Raw genomic sequence first — 17,479 nt, 5'->3', positions numbered from 1 at the left:
TCATTTTATAAAACTAATATAGTTGACTTTAGCCAGATTTGTGCTTATTTCCTGCCAAGAATTTGCTTTATCATTGCTCATGTAGACATTTCCATTCGTGGTTCCGAATGCCATTAAATCTCCTTTTTTAGCAAAACCATTCCTCAGTACAATGCTATAAAATGGTTCATTAGGTAGCCCTGAACTTGCGTCATTCCATGATTTTCCGCAATCCTGTGTATGAAGAACACGCAATAATCTATCTTTAGGTATTCTAGATGTTTCATTTTCTACAGGAATGATCCAGGCTTCTTCAGGATTGTGTTCATCGATCGATATGCAAAAACCATATTGATCATTGATTTCAATCCATTGCTTGCCTCCGTTTTCGGATCGATATACTCCGCAATGATTTTGTTGCCAAAGAACATGGTTGTGAGTCGGGTGCATTAAAACTTGATGAGGATCGTATCCCGCTTCTGGTTTTGGATTCGGCAAGTATTTTGCCTTCATCCCTTCATTCATAAGGTCCCATGTTTTTCCTGAATCCATGCTTCTAAATATTCCTGCGCAACTAACAGATATGTAGATGCAATCATTATTATTTGGGTCTACGATAATAGAATGAATAAATGGTAAGTCTTTTCCCGCTCCGAACCATTGCTGATGTGAAATGCGGCTTGGATGATTCCATAAGCCGTTTATTAAGTGCCAATGTTGGCCTCTATCTTCGCTAATAAAGAGCGCTCCAGGCTCTGTACCCACCCAAAGCCGATCAGGGTATTTTTCACCACCATCGGTAATAAACCAAATTTGCTTAAGAATGGCTTGACTTCCAGTGACTGTTTTATGATTTTTCTGAAAAGTTGGAGCTGGAATTGGTGCTCCATTGATGAACAGTTTACTTCCCCAATGTTTATGATTAATGGCAACCGCAATTTCTCCGTTAGTGAGTTGATGAATAGCTGTAATATTTAATCCTTCGTATTCAAAACGAACTTCCTTCCCATTGTGAAAAGTGATTAATCCCTTAGATGTACCTACTAATAATTTATCCACCTGATAATGCTTGGAAGATGAAAATTTCGTCATTAGCACTTACTTCGTTTTCAAGCGTAGCAATGTCTTCGCCAATGAATATATTAACATGAGGTCTTAATTGTTCTGTTTCATCCATCAAATAAGACTTCATGCCTGGGTACTTTTCCTCCACTTGGAGCAAGGCAGTAGAGACATCGGAAGCTTCAACTTCGATGGTTTGTAAATTGGGAAAAAACCGCTTTAATGCAGATGTGAAATGCACTTTTATCATAGAACTCTTAAAATATTATAATCGTTTAAGTTAACAATTACTTGGAATATATGTTTTCATTTTAGTTATTATACCTTCAATAATAAATGTAAGGAAAATGAGAGAATTTATTAGTCATTTTGATGAATGGGACACACAAAGTAAAATTGTAATTGCAAGAGTGGTGAAAACTTGGGGCTCATCACCTAGGCCTGTGGGCTCTGCATTAATTATTGATGAAAAGGATAAAATGTATGGTTCTGTTTCTGGAGGTTGTGTGGAAGGTGCGGTTTTAAAGAAAGCGAAAGAATTGCTAGAGGATAATAAGAAATTTGCAATTGAGGATTATGGAGTGAGTGATGATGATGCGTGGCAAGTAGGACTTAGCTGTGGAGGAAAGCTTACGGTATTGATTCAAGTCTTAGAGAAAGGAGATTTTAGAAATTCATTGTTTGAGAAAATAAGAAATGAAGATTCATTTTATTGGTTGACAAATCTTGAAAATGGAAATAACTGGATTGCAGATACGGAAGAGGCTTCAGATCATATCTTTTCACAGAGAATTAAGCGAAAACCGACAATGTTGATCATAGGTGCGGCTCATATCTCCTCAGATTTAATTCATCTTGCTAAGTTTTATGATTTTGCAACAGTGGTGATAGATCCACGATCTACCTTTGCTAAGAATATTAATTTCGATGAAAAGCCTGACGAAATTATAGAATCGTATCCTTCAGAAGTATTAAATAACTATAAGTTGGATGGTGAGTGTTTCGCAATTATTTTATCGCATGATCCTAAGATAGATGATAATGCTTTACAGATTTTGCTTCGAAAACCAGTAGCATATATTGGTGCATTAGGAAGTAGAAGAACCCATGCGAAGAGGGTAGAACGGCTTAAAGAATCAGGATTTACGGATGAAGAAATAGGTAAGATTCATGCACCGATTGGTTTAGATATTTCAGCAAGAACACCGAATGAAATAGCATTAAGTATTATGGCTGAGGTTATTGCTTCGAAAAACAAATAAGAAGAAATCCATTTCTAAGAATATTCTAGCATAAGCTTTTTCCTTTTCTGAGAAGAATAGCTTTCCCTTAAGTTGAATTTTTTATTGATCTGTAGATGAGGGGTGGATAAAAGGTTTCATGTCCTATTTACAGGCGAGTTTAGTTTGAGATCATGTTAAATTAAACTGGCCACGTTGTATGTGTTAATTATATAATATATCTTGAAGCGATTTAAATAAACCTTTAGAGCAGGTGTAAAGGCTATGCTCAATACAGTAATTTATTTATTTTATAAAAATTATATATGAGGAAAAGAACTACCAGAAACATTTTGAAAACGTATACCAGGTATCTAAGGAAACTCAGATATTTGTTAGAAAATGAAAGAAAATCAGCTAAGATAGGCTGGTTGAAAAAAAGGCTTTTAAAATTAAAGTATACTATAGAATCACGAATTGATAACTATCGATTAACCACTAAAAAAGTAGTCAACACTGCATTTGCTGTAACAGCAATGTTAGCGACAGCTCAGGCACAAAACTTTGAACTGCAGCTGAATCCGGCGAATCCATTTTATGAAGTTGTTAATGGAGGAAATGCGAAACCGCACTTTGTTGATTTTGATGGAGATGGGGATGATGATCTTTTCTTATCAGGTTATGTTTTTGATAAATCAGGAAGCAATATTAGAGATGAAGGCTTGACTTATTTTGAAAATACAGATGGTGCATACACTAAGAAGAGTGTAGATATGTTCCCTGATGATTTAGGGCTTACAGAAATTGCTGCAGAATTGGATGAAGCATTAGTTGTAATGGATTTTATTGATTATGATAACGATGGAGATCTTGATGCATTTGCTGGTATATATGAAGGGTCGGCAATTGTTTATTTAGAAAATACTGATGGTAATTTTGCAGTAAATACTGATGCGAATCCGTTTGCTGGAGTTGTACTCTCTGAGGAAGACTTCTACGATTTTGCATTGGGGGATTTTAATGGAGATGATGTAATAGATGCTATTGTTTCAGATGAAGGTACAATGAAAACATACCATTTAGATGGAGGTGTCTTTGTGGTAGGAGATACCATTGCGTCTGGAACACAAATGTCACCGAATTTAATTGATCACGACGGAGATGGCGACCTTGACTTAATGGTAGGAAATAAATATGGGAGTATTGATATGTATGAAAATACAGATGGTGCTTTTACAATTGTTGAAAATCATGGATTATCAAATGTTTCCATTGAATATAATCCATCACTTTCATATTCAGATGTGAACAATGATGGCGATCTTGACGTAGTTGTTGCAAATGTTTATGGGGTTATGAGTTACTTCGAAAACATAGGTAATAATGAGTATGAATTCATTCCATTTAACGAGAAAGGAATACATTTTTATGGAGCCTCAGCGGCAATCCCAGAGTTTGCTGATCTAGATGGGGATGGAGATGAAGATTTGCTAGTAGGAGTTGATTTTTCAGAATTAAGATATGTTGAAAATACAGAAGATGGCTTTGTGTTTAATCCTGCAGGTAATCCATTTGGTGTATCAAGTGGATTGGAGCCATTCTATACTGACCCTAATTGTGGTGATATAGATGGAGATGGAGATATCGATTGTCATTTCATTTCAACATTCGATGGGTACGAAGATTATTTTGAGAATGTGGAAGGTGTATTTACGAAATTAGATAGTCTAGATAACCCAATAGTTGAATTGAGTTCTGAAAATAACAGAACAGTTCTATTCGAAGATTATGATGATGATGGTGACCTTGATGTGTTTATTGGCAACAAGTATGGAGAAATTATGTATTATGAAAATGTGGACGGCGAATATGTAGAAAATGCAGATGTTGTTGCACAAGTAAATCAGGATGATCAGTCACAGATTTATTTTTTAGATGTAGATAACGATGGGGATAGAGAAATGATTCAGGTTGATTATTATTATGACATTTTGACCTATGAAAAAGTCGATGGAGTGTTAACACCTGTTTCAGGAGACGAATCATTAAATGAAAGTTTATCAGGAATCGCGTCCACTTTAAGCTTTGTAGACATTGACAATGATGGTGATGAAGATATACTTTTTTCAGATTATAGAAACAGAGCACTCTTTGTGGAAAATCTCAGTTTAGAGTCTAGCACAGAGAATCTCGTTTTTTCAAATGAGACAAGAGTCTCTCCGAACCCAGCATCTAATGAAGTAAAAATTGATGTTCCATGGGCGAAAGGAAGTGTAGATGTTTTAATCTATAACTTTAACGGTCAATTAGTAAAGAAGATCAGTCAGACTGGTCAACAATTGACGGTTAATACGAGTGATCTTTCCAATGGGAATTACACTTTAAACGTGGTAGGTATTTCAGGTCAAGCCATTAAAAAATTGACCATCATAAAATAACAAATATGAGAGCGGAATCTAGTTTTAGGTTCCGTTTTTTTTCTTTACCACGGAATCTTGATTATCAATGCAATTTTCCGTCTATTCCGCTATCTTCAATGCTATGAATTATCTTTTCATCATCAATCCCGTTAGTGGAACTAAGAAAGGAGAAAAAATATACCGGAAAGTATTACCACTATTTGAAAAAAGCAACTGCAATATTATTGCAGTAATTTCTGCATATGCTGGTCACTTCTATGAAATAGCTAATTCCTATAATTTTAATTCTATTGACTCTGTTGTTATAATCGGAGGAGATGGTTCCATGCATGAATTTGTGAATGGAATGCTAGATCGGAAAGATGGCAAACAAATCGTGATTGGATTAATTCCGGCGGGAACTGGGAATTCACTTGTTCGAGACTTGGATCTTTTGAGCCCAATATCTGCTGCAGAAAAAATATTGGCAGACAGTAGAATGGAGATGGACGTTGCGAAAGTAAGTTACGACGCCACGCATATCTATAGCATTAATGTTATTGGATGGGGCTTACCTTCTACCATTAATCAGAAAGCAGAAAAACTAAAAAGGTTTGGCGGGCAGAGGTATAATGTAGCTTCCTTGCTTGAAATTATTAGGAATCCCAATTGGCCTGTAAGAATCAATGTAGAGGACAAAGTAATAGAGGGAGACTATTCATTTTTTATGGCTTGTAATACAATTCATACTGGAAACGGAATGAAAATGGCGCCCAAAGCTAGATTGTACGATGGCTTATTTGATGTACTAATTCTTAAGCAAGCAAGTAGATTGAAACTGATTGGTTTATTTGCGAAGATTTTCAAAGGAGACCACTTGAATCATCCACTAGTGGAATATTGCCCTGCTAGACAGTTTTCGGTAGCCGAAGTTCATTCTTCTATTCTACTTGTCGATGGACAGATTGTCGGAAGTACTCCATTCAGTGCAGAAGTACTGAAAGGAGCGATTGAGATATATTGTTAGTAGCACTTGATAGTATCACATCAAGTGAGCTTATCAATGTGCGGGTGAAATATCATATTAATCAATACACTTCGACCACCATCTCTATTTCGACACAAATATTTCTCGGTAGTGCATTCATTCCCACAGCCGCTCTTGCATGCTTTCCACGATCTCCAAATACTTCTACCATCACATCACTGAAACCATTGATAACTTCTGGTTGATTTCCGAAGCCGTCCGTACAATTCACCATGCCTAGTACCTTGACAATTCGCTTTACTTTGTTCAGGTCACCGAGATGATCTTTGAGAACGGCTAATTGAAGACCGGCAACAACTCTCGCTGCTTCATAACCCTCTTCCACGGTCATATCCTCACCTATTTTTCCAGTGATCAAACCATCAGCTGTTCGTGGCCCTTTACCAGATAGAAAAAGTAGATTTCCAGTCTGAACGACATTGACATAATTTGCAAGTGGAGCAGCAACTGGATCAAGTTTGATGCCTAGAGAATCTAATCGAGCATCAAAATTGATATTTGATTTCAATTCTTTTTTCGGTTCTGAAGCGTTTTCTGATGTACAAGAAAACAGGAATGCTATAGAAAGTAGAAAGAGTATTCGTATCATGTTCTAAATTTAAGACTTTATTTTTTCTATTTTAACGCAACGATACATTTCATAGCCTCACTCCATGTGAGACCATGAAATAAATATTCTCGTTATTTAAAAAAGGCGGATGAAGAAGATAGATCTAAATTGTGATATGGGCGAATCATTGCCCGGAGACGCTGCAAACATTGACCATGAAATAATGCCCTATATTTCATCGTGTAATATTGCATGCGGATTTCATAGTGGCAGCCCGAGAATTATAGAAAATACATTGCGAAATGCGATCGATCATAATCTGAAAATAGGTGCTCATCCTTCGTATGACGATCGTGAAAATTTTGGTAGAATTTCTATCGAGATTCCACTGCCTGAATTACTTTCTCAACTAAGATATCAGATTTGTGCACTGCAGGGAATGGCAGAAAGTCTGGGTGGAAGGTTGAATCATGTGAAACCTCATGGCGCTTTGTACAATGATATGGTGAAGAATGAAGAATTGGCTGAGGCTTTCGTGGTCCTAGTCAAGGAAATAGATCCGAAACTTCAGATTTATGGGCTTGCAGGATCGCAATTATCCACCATTTGTGTGGATCATAAAATGGTATTTGTCAATGAAGGTTTTGCGGATAGAAAGTATGATACGAAAACTCAACTAAGAAATAGGAAGTATGATGGAGCGGTTCTTTCAGAGGAAAATGAGATTTTACAGCAAATTGAATTACTTTCAAATGGAGTTGTAGAACTCTATTCTGGAGAAAAGGTAGATATGAGTGTAGATACAATCTGCCTACATGGAGATACACCAGGTGCGATTAGACTTAGCAAAGTTATATATGATTTTATACGTTCAAAATCCATAAGCATTGGATGATTCGCTGCTACATATTGACAATTATAACGATGATTTTTTAATCATTACATCTGATGAACATCTGGTCTTAAGGGCTTTAGGATTGTCAATTTTTGAGCAGAACTTCGAATTTGTGAATGAAGTGATTGTTACAGAAGCGGAAATATGTTTGCAATTAAACTCTAAATTTCATGCGGATCACCTTGCTGAGATTAAAGCTCTAAAAGTGGAATCTGGAAGTGATCGGACTCGATATAAGTTGCCTGTTTATTTTGATGATGGGGAAGATTGGACATTTGTAGAATCGTTTTCTGGTCTAACGAAAGCGCAAGTGATTAAGGAATTGGTCACATCAGAGCTGAACATCTCCATGTTTGGCTTCTTGCCAGGATTTATGTACTTGTCTGGTCTGAAAAAGGCAATACAGATTCCTCGAAAAAGTGTTCCATCTAAATATGTCAAGTCCAATTCGATCGCTCTGGGTGGAAAATATTTAGGGTTGTATGCCATTGATAGTCCAGGAGGATGGCATGTCATCGGGAAGACTCCAATTTCGATATTGGACATCACTGGATTGCCTCCAGTACCAATGAACTTGGAAGATCAAGTTCAGATTGTTGAAATCAGCAAATTGGAATTTGAAAAAATTAAAGCGGAAAAGATGACTTTGGGAGAGTATAATAGGGATCTATGAAGGGTAGTTTAGAAATATTGAAACCAGGTTTAATGACGAGCATCCAAGGTGTCGGGAGGAAAGGGCTTGCTTATTATGCTATTCCTCCATCTGGTGCCATGGACGAAAATGCTGCCCAAGTAGCCTTGCTGTTATTGGGAAAAAATGAGGAGGATCCAGTTTTAGAGTTTACCTCGTTAGCGCCTGAAATAAAATTTCACGAATCAACCCAAATTGTGATAACAGGCGCCGATTTCAATTGGAAAATCAATAACCAAAGCATTTCCTTGAACACGGTTATGAGCGTTCATAATGGAGATGTTCTCAAAGGATCATTTGCGAAAAAGGGCTTAAGAGGTTACCTCGCTATTAAAGGCAAGTTAGATATAGGTCGAGTGTATCATTCCTATTCGACATATGCGAATGCAAAGTTGGGAGGATTTCATGGTAGGTTTTTGAAGAAAGGAGATGTATTGTATTGGTCAGATGATGAGTTGGATATGGATCAAGTTGTGCCGTTTTATCAAGGTCCTGAGTATGCATTTCTTTCTGACACGGCGAAGGATTTATTGGTTTCAACAGTTTATAAAATCAGCCCAGATACCAATAGAATGGGAATGAGATTAGTGGGTGAGCGATTAGAAAGTACCTCGTACCAATTAGAGAATAGTGTGCCGGTGCTTCCTGGATTTATCCAGCTTCCGCCTAATGGACAGCCGATTATTTTGCTTCAAGATGGGCAGACAACAGGTGGATATCCGAGGATTGCTTATATAAAGCCTGCATTTCTTTCTAAGTTGAACCAGTTTCCTTTGGGCTCGACCATTCAATTGAAAAAAATCTAACATCGCTATCAGATAGAAGCTTCTATTCTGATGTTATCGATTTCAACAATGACATCAGTATTCCTCAGAGATCTTCAAAATGATTAGTAACATAAAACAATCAGTGTGCTCTTGCACTGCGACCATAATATTTTTTTACCATCTTTACTTAATATGCAGAACAAGCAACCATTTTACAACATTCTTTTGCTGATCCTAGCGGGAGAAGCCGTTTTTATTCTTCCGTTCGTCCTAGTTCGAATATTTAGACCTACCGTTTTGGATTTATTTGAATTAACGAATCTTGAATTAGGCTTGTGTTTTAGTGTATATGGAGTTGTAGCGATTATTGCCTATTTCTTCGGAGGAATAGTAGCTGATCGTTTTTCTCCCGGCAAATTAATGGGAATAGCGCTGATATTGACGGCAGCTGGAGGTCTGGTGATGGCAACTTATCCTCAATTAGGAACACTAAGAATGTTGTATGGATACTGGGGTTTTACGACGATTTTCTTGTTCTGGGCGGCGATGATTAAAGCGACCAGAATGTGGGGCGGAGCAGATCGACAAGGGAAAGCCTTTGGATTCTTAGATGGTGGAAGAGGACTAGTCGCAGCGGGATTTGGGTCTTTAGGACTTGCAGTACTTGGATTATTTGTAATCGGCGACATGGAGGCATTACCTATGGCAGATCGGAAAGAGGCATTTCAATATCTAATCTGGACATTCTCAGGAGTTGTTGCGCTTATAGGTTTGATTACTTTCTTCTTTCTGAAAGAGAGCAAAGAGAGCAAAGACATCGAAGTCAAGAAGCAGAAAATGTCATTAAAAGATTTTCCTGTGCTTCTTAGAATGAGAGTTGTATGGCTGTTAATGGTGATTATTCTAACAGGATATTGTGGATACAAAATCACGGATATATTTTCACTTTATGCGAAGGATGTCATGCTTTACGATGAAATCAAAGCGGCAGGTATCGGAACTATGCTCTTATATATTCGTCCCATTCTCGGAATTGTAATTGGATTTTTAGCGGATAGATCTGCATCTTCGCTATGGCTAGCTATAGGATTCGGAGTGATGACCTTAGGTGCTTTAGTCCTAGCTTCTGGCATAATTGGTCCTTCATTGGTTTTGGTTTTCGGACTATCTATTTTTGCTACATCACTTGGCGTTTATGCTATTCGCTCTTTGTATTTCGCAATAATGGAAGAGGGCAATATTCCATTGGCACTAACTGGAACTGCTGTTGGAATTGCATCCCTAATCGGGTATACCCCTGATGTTTTTATGGGGCCTTTGATCGGTGTTTTGCTAGATAATAATCCTGGTGAATTAGGACATCAATATGTTTTCGGATTTATGGCGGTGATGGGATTAATCGGTGGAATAACGACCTTGTATTTCAGAAAGTATTATACTAAGAAGGTCTAAAATCATAAGGAATCAAGCCAGAAAAATTTTGCTGTTATGGCTGTTCCTCCTAATAAAATCACACAAAGCATAAAGAAGAATCCAGCTCCTATGAACTTGAGCTTGCTATGCTTTGAATCCTTGACATATAGATAAAACTCTGCAATTGCAAGCGGAACCAAATAGCTTCCGAAATATAAAAGTCGATCGAATGGACCACTCAGATCTGCAGACGTACCCGGTGCCGTAAATCCGGTAATTAATATCCATACACCAAATCCAATCCTAAAAAACCATACCCCACTAACAACGATGAAGGTTCGTATCGCCCACTTTCTGTGTTGTGCAAACTGTTTCTTCACGCCAGTTCTCCATGTCAATATTGCAAAGACTATAATTAATAATCCATTGGTTGTAGTAGCAATTCGGCCTAGTTCTCCACCTATTTTTGCATCCCTAGCCATGATCATATAGATGGCGAAAGTGCTTATCACAAGGGCTGTCATGATATAGATTCGGCCATTCCACTTATGTAATGTAGGTCGATTGATTCTAATCCATTTGAAAAATTGAATCGGCCCGCAAACGGTAATAATAAAAGCAAGGAGAATATGAACAACTAAGACTATATTACCTATCGGATCACCTTCTATTATTCCATGAATCATTGCTTCCGTCCATGTGTTCCAATCTCCCTTTATAGCAGATCCACCATAGAATAAGAAGATATAGATGGCAAAGAATAATTGACCCATTAATCCGATATAGAAAAGCGTACGGATGGATTGTTCAAGACGAAGATTAGCTGTTTTCATTACCTTGTTATTTAATCAGAGAATAGATGAAAGATCTAGATCATTAAGGGAAAGAATATCCCAATTAGGCAATTCAGACTAAAGCTTCTGCAAAACAAGTGTTTCGTTCTGCAAACTAATTTTTAATCAGCTTAAAAAAGGAGGATTTGTATGTTGTAGAAATGGGAATGATTTTAGTGCCGATCCGGATCCGGTTACGCTCTATATGGTCAATTTTGCTTAAAGAAACCATGTATGATTTATGGACACGACACACCTTATCATTGGGGATAATAACTTCTAAATCCGTGAATTTTTCAAGTGTCATGATGCTTTTATCTCCAACAAATATTCGACGATAGTCCCGCATACCCTCGATGTAGAGAATTTCATCGAAAAGAATCTTAACCAATTTGTGCTCCGTCTTAATAAAGATAAAATCCGATTCGCTTTGACTTGATTTGAGCTTCAGATTACCTTGAGCCTTATGGACCGCTTGGAGAAATCGTGGAAATGTAAATGGTTTTAGAAGGTAGTCTGTAACATTAAGCTCGTAACCCTTGAGCGCATATTGTTGGTAGGCAGTTGTGATAATAATCTCACTACTCACTTGATAACTTTCCAGCAATTCTATTCCCGTTAGTTCATCCATATTGATGTCTAGAAATAGAATATCAACTTGATTACCGGTTAGGAAATTTAGCCCTGAAATGGCATCTTCAAAACATCCGAGCAGTTCTAAAGTTGGAACCTTCTCGACGAAGTTTTTCGTTCGCTCTAAGGCCAGTGGTTCATCTTCTATTATGATACAACTATGCCGGCTCATGATCTAGTGTTAGTGATATATTATAGTGATGATCATGATGGTTAACAGCCAGGCTATGCATGTTTGGATAGATCAATTTTAAGCGTTTTGAAATCAATTCATTTCCTAGTCCATTGCTTTCGACGCTTGTTATTCGGCTTGGATCAACTTTGTTTTCACAAAGTAATTTTATCTGACTTTTATCTATTTCTATGCGAATATCGATGGCATTTTTTATTTTTTTATTGTTGGTATGTTTGAATGCATTTTCGATAAATGGTATGAAAACCATAGGTGCAATCATTCTTCCTGTTGGGTCACCGATTACTTCGAAAGTTACATATTGATCATTAGAAGTTCTTATTTTTTGTAGGTCAATGTATTTATTTATATACTCAATTTCGCGCTCTAACGGTATCAATTCTGACTTTGTTTCGAAAAGCATAAACCTCATAATATCTGAAAGTCCATTCAGATATCCAGATGCTTCTTTAGGATCTTTGAGCATCATAATGTCAATGTTATTCAAGGTATTGAACAAAAAGTGAGGGTCTAATTTGGATTTCAAAAGCGCCAGTTCCATTTCATGATTCTTTTGCTGAAGCTCTTCCTTGATTTTGATTTCTTGGTACCAAGTTATAAATCCTCTGATAATAAGTGCGATTACACCATTAACTAGGGCGATAAAAGCGGCGATGAGGATTGAAAAATAATTAGATTCAGCGTGGCAACTCAAGGCCATGTTTGCTGAAAAACGAAGCGTAACAACAGAAATTAGCCATGCAGATAGGGCAATAACGATGGCTACAATAATAGATTCCGTAATTTTTTTCTTGCTTAGATATCTAGGAAATAAGAAAAAATAGAAAGTGTAGAATGAATAGATACCAGGTATTATGGCGATTCCTACGATGACTCCAGCATAAAATTTAGTATCCTCTTGAGTGAAGTCATCAGATTGACTAATACCTCCGATCACAAGCAACCATAGTAAAAGATATGCAACCCAGTACCCAATATGAATTGTTGTAATCGCTGATTTTCTCATAATCTATGGTGAAGATCAGATTAATTGCTTGATAATTAAACTTTTATCTGCGAAATGACGGATTTGTTCTGCAAAGTGTGTTCTTTTGATGGCTGGACTTTTTCCAATTTTACGTTACAACATTGGTTCATTGAATTGAATTAGGCTCAGCAGGCCTTGCATACGCCCATTACCCTGCTCGGCATACTGATCCAACTTCTAGGTCTTTATGATAGCACTTTAAGTGATGTTATCAATTAGATGATTTCTTTAGCATTACAAATCTCTATTTCATCGGTACTCCTTTGACCCTTTTTCCATTCGTTGTCAATATTTGAAAATGATGCACATTGTAATTAGACATGGTCCATACGATATTTTTCTCTCGATCAATTTCAAAAAGTCGAATCCCTTTTTTCGCGCCATAGCTTGCAATAACGGTATTGCCATTCGGTAAACGTTGCGCACCGCATGGATCAGCAAAAGGCGAACCTTCCACATTTTCATTGTTAACTTCCCAGACTACTTTTCCTTCTGAATCCATTTCTACAACCTTATTCCCATGTGTTAAAGTGGTCAATGTGTTTCCATTTTTGAGTCGAATAGCCGTGAATGGCCAGTTTTCTGCTTCCCTTCCACCAAGGTCATCCATATCCGTTTCAAAAATATCGACGACGTTACCATCAGGGGTGTATTCTTTAACCTTGAATGCAAGTAAGTGGGGAACAAGATAGTTGCCGTTCTTAAGCTTACGTGCCATTCGGGTCTGCATATGAGTATTATCGGTTTCGGGCTGAAGTGGAACATTTTTGACGATTTCTCCTTTTTTACTAACTTCTAAAAGTCTTGGATTCTTCCCAGATTCAGTGATTAAAGTGTTGCCATTTTTTAGCCTCACCGCCGTGCCCAGTTCCATACTCTTTTCTGCACGTTCATAGTTGAAAACGATCTTGTTCTTTTTATTATACTCTATGACTTCATTAGCATAACAGATTAAGATGTTTCCATTTTTAAGCACATATCCATCTCGGGCATGTGCCTTTTCAGCCTGCCAAATTACTTCACCTTCTTCTCCGATAATTCCAGTGAAATCATGCCCAGCTATGAAAAGAGAATGTTTGATTTCTGCGGAGTCTTGCGCAAATGTTAAAAAGGGAAGCAGAAAGAGAAAGGATATTAATCGGAAAGTCATGTTTTTCATCAATTTTGGATTATAAGAAATAGAAGTGATCAAAGTAAGATATTATACGGACTTTCGAAAACTCACCAGCTGTTAATACTTTCACCTGATGTTATCGCTTTCCGCGATGACATCAATGGAAAAAAGTAGATTAACAACGATGATGATATTAATATAAGCATCAATGAGTAGTATACCATCAATATAATTTGGAACCTCAGCAAGTAGAAATTGATCTAAAAAAACGGTAGATATTTTAAAACGATGTTGAGATCTTCTTACCGTGCTCCATTCTTACAACTAGAATCTGTGCTTAATTGATAACAGGTCGTGGAGGTGACTTTGGTTTAGGCGGAAGAGTGATCCCGTTGAGAACAACATGGAAGGGTTGCTTTTCATGGACTAGTTTTTTTCGGTCATGAGGGAGGAGTGGAGAATAGTTAACACCAAAATGATAATTGCTATAATCATTGTAAATACTTTCATAAAGCTTTCTTACAGCAATAAAGTAATCATGCGCAAGTTCCGATTGAGTTTGAGAAAAATTAATGGAAATAATGGCAACGTTTGGAGTCTTAGAATAGATTTCTTTCTTTGAAGGGTTTAATAAGAATTCTTTAATAATTTCAGGAGCATCATTATTAGGAATCATTTGATCTCTGATCTTCCAAGAATCCATTGAATTGGTAACCTCTATGATCATCAAATTTCGTGACGGAATCTTGATTTTAGAATTGACATACACCTGTTTCAAAGAATCTGATTTTTCAATGGTTCCGATCCAAAATCTAGCTTCTTCTGAATATGGGCCAGTTGGAAATGAATCAAGAAAATCTTGGTAGTTATTTAGATAACCTGATTGATGAGCTTCTGAAAAAGCAAGACTATCTTTGGTGTAATCTATTTCAAGAGGTTGCTTATCTTCAGAAAGTGCTTTTCGTACATCACCCACCGTCGAGTCGCATGAAATTAGCGTCCAGAGTATTATAATATTTAGGACCCACTTCACCTTTTCCCCCAGATCTCATACATTTCCTGCCCCTTACTATTCAATCCTGTATGGTGCCAGTCTTTTCCTTTGATCTCATAATCGAATTTCAACTCTGCTCCTACTCTTGAATTGTCCTTAGAAAAAAACTCAATGTTCTCCACGTACACACCATTTTTAGAGGAAAAGGTACCGCCACCACTTCCTGAAAACTTCATTGTTTCAGTGTGGTATGCAATCCATTGAAATCTGCCATCTTTTAAAAATTTCAGCGTTTTTCTAGCGCTTTCTTCACCTCTTCGTTCTTGTCCTGTATCTGGTCCACGTGTTGCAAAAAGCCATTCACCATCAAGTTCTTGACTAAGAGATTCGCTTTTCTCAAACTCTAATTCAGATGAAGCTTTCAGTAATAGTTTACCATTGTTCATAGAATATGGAATATCTAATTCAGTCAAACTGTCCTTTGCGAAATCAGAATCAAATTCTAAATCCACATGTATAATACCATCTTTCAAAGTATAAAAACCACCCGCCGTCATGATGAATTTTGCAGGAGAAGATTCATAAACAGTATGAATAATATAGTTGTCGTTTATTTTTAACTCGTGCGTCTCGTTTTCGTTTTCTGAAAAGTAAACGCCTGATGGAATCTGCGCTTTCAGGCTTGTAGAAATAAAGAATAGAATGATGAAAGCAAGAGAAGTTTGTAGTATTTTCATGATTACTGAATTTCTTAACAAGATATGAAAATTGGACTAAATTGATCCTTAAGAATTTGATTGTGTTGATGAAATAAGTTGATTTTTAGAAAATTATCTTTTTTGGTCGCCTTTAGTCATTACTATACTCAATCGTAAGTTATGTAAAATTAATATTTAGTGAAAAATAAAAAATTGCTATTAGCGAAACTTGCCAATTAATAATTTAAATAAATTACGCAATCCAAATTTTATTAAGCACCCTTAATAAACCAAAACACTTCATTTTCAGCTTCTTATTCATTCATTTTCAAAAGATTAAAAAAAGTTCTCAAAGGCTTAATAAAATCAAAATAGAAAAGTTACCTTTGCAGCGATTTTACAGAACCTTATCAGGAATGGAAATAAAACGTTTGTTTACATTAGTTTTACTGCTCGCTGCGACACTCTCGTTCGGTCAGGATCATGATCATGCTGATCATGAAGGACATGATCATGGGACACATGAAGAAGAAACTCATGACGATAATGGTCACGCTGGTGGTCATCATGATGTTTGTACTTTTCATCATGAAGTAACTCCTGAGAATTTCAGCGCACAGCAAATTGCTTTTCACCACATTGCGGATGCGAATGTATATAGCATTGGTCCATTGCAATTGCCACTTCCTGCTATCTTATGGTCTAAAGATGGAGGTTTGGACTTTTTCCTTTCTAGTAAGTTTGATTTCGAAACTTTAGGACATGGAACTGGGTATAATGCTCATAATAGATACATCCTTGACGGAGGTTCTATCAAAAGGATTACAGATCCTTCTTTTCCTGACGGAACCGTAAGACTTGATGGCCTGAAGCACAAGCACGAAACAACAGATAAAGGAAAAGATAAAGAAGTAACTTACGTTTGTTACAATGGAAATGAATATAGAACAGATGCGGAATCAACTTTAGATGCTGGAATGTTCGGAGGAGGAATCACCTCTTTTCATGACTTCTCTATAACGAAGAACGTAACAGCAATGATCATCGTTTTCTTGTTTATGTTATGGGTTTTCTTAAAAGTAGCTAAAGCATACAAAACGAGAGAAGGTAAAGCACCTAAGGGTCTTCAAGGTTTTATTGAGCCGATTTTCTTATTTATGAGAGAAGAGGTTTTGGAGCCATTCTTGGGAGACAAGTCGGATCGTTACTTACCATTCATTATGTCTCTTTTCTTTTTTATTCTATCCTTAAATCTATTCGGTCAGATTCCATTTTTCGGAGGTGCGAATGTAACAGGATCACTTTCGGTAACATTAGTTCTTGCAGTACTTGCATTCTTAGTTACTAACTTAAGTGGAAAGAAAGATTATTGGCAGCATATATTCTGGATGCCAGGTGTGCCAGCTTGGGTTAAGACAATATTAACACCCGTAGAGTTTTTGGGTATGTTTATAAAGCCTATTACATTGACATTGCGATTGTTCGCGAATATCACTGCAGGGCACATCGTTGTTATCATATTTGTAAGTTTGATTTTCATATTTGGAAACGTAGGAACAAGTCCTGTGGGTGCATATGGAGGAGCAGTTGGGTCAACAGTTTTGACCATGTTTATGATGGCAATAGAATTATTAGTAGCGTTTATACAAGCTTTTGTGTTTGCAATTCTAACCACTTCGTATATCGGAGCGGCGGTGGAAGAGCATCACCATTAATTTAATATATAAATAGTTTATTATGACTGGAACATTAGCTGCAATAGGAGCTGGATTGGCAGTAATCGGAGCTGGAATCGGTATTGGAAATATCGGATCTAAAGCAATGGAAGCAATCGCAAGACAACCTGAAGCTGTAGGTGACATTAGATCTAACATGATCTTAATGGCTGCCTTAATCGAGGGTGCTGCGTTGATCGCGATTATTCTTGCGTTTTTCGGATAAGAAAAACCCAATCAAAAATTAA

Annotated in this window: 18 protein-coding genes; 9 read left to right on the top strand and 9 right to left on the bottom strand. The window is 36.9% G+C overall.

The features are described 5' to 3' along the window. Both L2586_RS05060 and L2586_RS05055 read right to left on the bottom strand, forming a co-directional pair. Nucleotides 1–1,038: a WD40/YVTN/BNR-like repeat-containing protein gene (locus L2586_RS05060; protein ID WP_235291705.1), complete on the bottom strand. Its 1,038-nt coding sequence runs from the start codon at nt 1,036–1,038 to the stop codon at nt 1–3. Then, entirely contained in the window at nt 1,031–1,291 is a 261-nt protein-coding gene (locus tag L2586_RS05055) for a MoaD/ThiS family protein (protein ID WP_235291704.1), read from the bottom strand. Before L2586_RS05055 ends, L2586_RS05060 begins: the two co-directional genes overlap by 8 nt. A gap of 97 nt (nt 1,292–1,388) precedes the next feature. On the opposite strand from L2586_RS05055, the gene L2586_RS05050 reads away from it, so the two are divergent. From L2586_RS05050 to L2586_RS05040, 3 genes are all read left to right on the top strand, one after another. After that, nucleotides 1,389–2,303: an XdhC family protein gene (locus L2586_RS05050; RefSeq protein ID WP_235291703.1), complete on the top strand. Its 915-nt coding sequence runs from the start codon at nt 1,389–1,391 to the stop codon at nt 2,301–2,303. 284 nt (nt 2,304–2,587) lie between these two features. After that, nucleotides 2,588–4,699: a T9SS type A sorting domain-containing protein gene (locus tag L2586_RS05045; protein ID WP_235291702.1), complete on the top strand. Its 2,112-nt coding sequence runs from the start codon at nt 2,588–2,590 to the stop codon at nt 4,697–4,699. 103 nt (nt 4,700–4,802) lie between these two features. Further along, nucleotides 4,803–5,687, top strand: a complete 885-nt coding sequence (locus L2586_RS05040) for a diacylglycerol/lipid kinase family protein (protein ID WP_235291701.1) — start codon at nt 4,803–4,805, stop codon at nt 5,685–5,687. 61 nt (nt 5,688–5,748) lie between these two features. On the opposite strand, the gene L2586_RS05035 is transcribed toward L2586_RS05040, so the two are convergent. After that, nucleotides 5,749–6,297, bottom strand: coding sequence for a RidA family protein (locus L2586_RS05035; protein ID WP_235291700.1), 549 nt, complete (start codon nt 6,295–6,297; stop codon nt 5,749–5,751). 109 nt (nt 6,298–6,406) lie between these two features. Here L2586_RS05035 and L2586_RS05030 point away from each other — a divergent pair, with 109 nt between their 5' ends. From L2586_RS05030 to L2586_RS05015, 4 genes are all read left to right on the top strand, one after another. Continuing rightward, on the top strand, nt 6,407–7,153 hold the full coding sequence (locus L2586_RS05030) for a 5-oxoprolinase subunit PxpA (protein WP_235291699.1): 747 nt from the start codon (nt 6,407–6,409) through the stop codon (nt 7,151–7,153). Beyond that, nucleotides 7,146–7,826 carry a 5-oxoprolinase subunit B family protein gene (locus L2586_RS05025; protein ID WP_235291698.1) on the top strand — a complete coding sequence of 227 codons (681 nt, stop codon included), beginning with the start codon at nt 7,146–7,148 and terminating at the stop codon, nt 7,824–7,826. The genes L2586_RS05030 and L2586_RS05025 overlap by 8 nt, the downstream gene beginning before the upstream one ends. Further along, the gene (locus L2586_RS05020; RefSeq protein WP_235291697.1) at nt 7,823–8,650 is read left to right on the top strand and encodes a 5-oxoprolinase subunit C family protein; all 828 of its coding nucleotides are present in this window, start codon (nt 7,823–7,825) and stop codon (nt 8,648–8,650) included. The genes L2586_RS05025 and L2586_RS05020 overlap by 4 nt, the downstream gene beginning before the upstream one ends. Before the next feature lie 153 nt (nt 8,651–8,803). Next, nucleotides 8,804–10,063, top strand: a complete 1,260-nt coding sequence (locus L2586_RS05015) for an MFS transporter (protein WP_235291696.1) — start codon at nt 8,804–8,806, stop codon at nt 10,061–10,063. A gap of 2 nt (nt 10,064–10,065) precedes the next feature. On the opposite strand, the gene L2586_RS05010 is transcribed toward L2586_RS05015, so the two are convergent. The 6 genes from L2586_RS05010 to L2586_RS04985 all read right to left on the bottom strand — a co-directional run bounded on the left by L2586_RS05010 (nt 10,066) and on the right by L2586_RS04985 (nt 15,555). Continuing rightward, the gene (locus L2586_RS05010) at nt 10,066–10,857 is read right to left on the bottom strand and encodes a DUF2306 domain-containing protein (protein WP_235291695.1); all 792 of its coding nucleotides are present in this window, start codon (nt 10,855–10,857) and stop codon (nt 10,066–10,068) included. Between the two features lie 115 nt (nt 10,858–10,972). After that, entirely contained in the window at nt 10,973–11,662 is a 690-nt protein-coding gene (locus L2586_RS05005; RefSeq protein ID WP_235291694.1) for a LytR/AlgR family response regulator transcription factor, read from the bottom strand. Next, nucleotides 11,649–12,689, bottom strand: coding sequence for a sensor histidine kinase (locus L2586_RS05000; RefSeq protein WP_235291693.1), 1,041 nt, complete (start codon nt 12,687–12,689; stop codon nt 11,649–11,651). Before L2586_RS05000 ends, L2586_RS05005 begins: the two co-directional genes overlap by 14 nt. Before the next feature lie 265 nt (nt 12,690–12,954). Next, nucleotides 12,955–13,869, bottom strand: a complete 915-nt coding sequence (locus L2586_RS04995; RefSeq protein ID WP_235291692.1) for a beta-propeller domain-containing protein — start codon at nt 13,867–13,869, stop codon at nt 12,955–12,957. Nucleotides 13,870–14,161: 292 nt separating this feature from the next. After that, nucleotides 14,162–14,857 carry a hypothetical protein gene (locus L2586_RS04990; RefSeq protein ID WP_235291691.1) on the bottom strand — a complete coding sequence of 232 codons (696 nt, stop codon included), beginning with the start codon at nt 14,855–14,857 and terminating at the stop codon, nt 14,162–14,164. Next, nucleotides 14,854–15,555, bottom strand: coding sequence for a hypothetical protein (locus L2586_RS04985; protein ID WP_235291690.1), 702 nt, complete (start codon nt 15,553–15,555; stop codon nt 14,854–14,856). Before L2586_RS04985 ends, L2586_RS04990 begins: the two co-directional genes overlap by 4 nt. A 377-nt stretch (nt 15,556–15,932) precedes the next feature. Here L2586_RS04985 and atpB point away from each other — a divergent pair, with 377 nt between their 5' ends. Further along, nucleotides 15,933–17,231, top strand: a complete 1,299-nt coding sequence (gene atpB, locus L2586_RS04980) for a F0F1 ATP synthase subunit A (RefSeq protein WP_235291689.1) — start codon at nt 15,933–15,935, stop codon at nt 17,229–17,231. A gap of 22 nt (nt 17,232–17,253) precedes the next feature. Next, nucleotides 17,254–17,457: an ATP synthase F0 subunit C gene (gene atpE / locus L2586_RS04975; protein ID WP_235291688.1), complete on the top strand. Its 204-nt coding sequence runs from the start codon at nt 17,254–17,256 to the stop codon at nt 17,455–17,457. Nucleotides 17,458–17,479 lie beyond the last annotated feature (22 nt).

It is taken from the genome of Portibacter lacus (genome assembly GCF_021533215.1).
Lineage (GTDB): Bacteria > Bacteroidota > Bacteroidia > Chitinophagales > Saprospiraceae > Portibacter > Portibacter lacus.
This window is presented reverse-complemented; position numbering and strand designations above follow the sequence as displayed.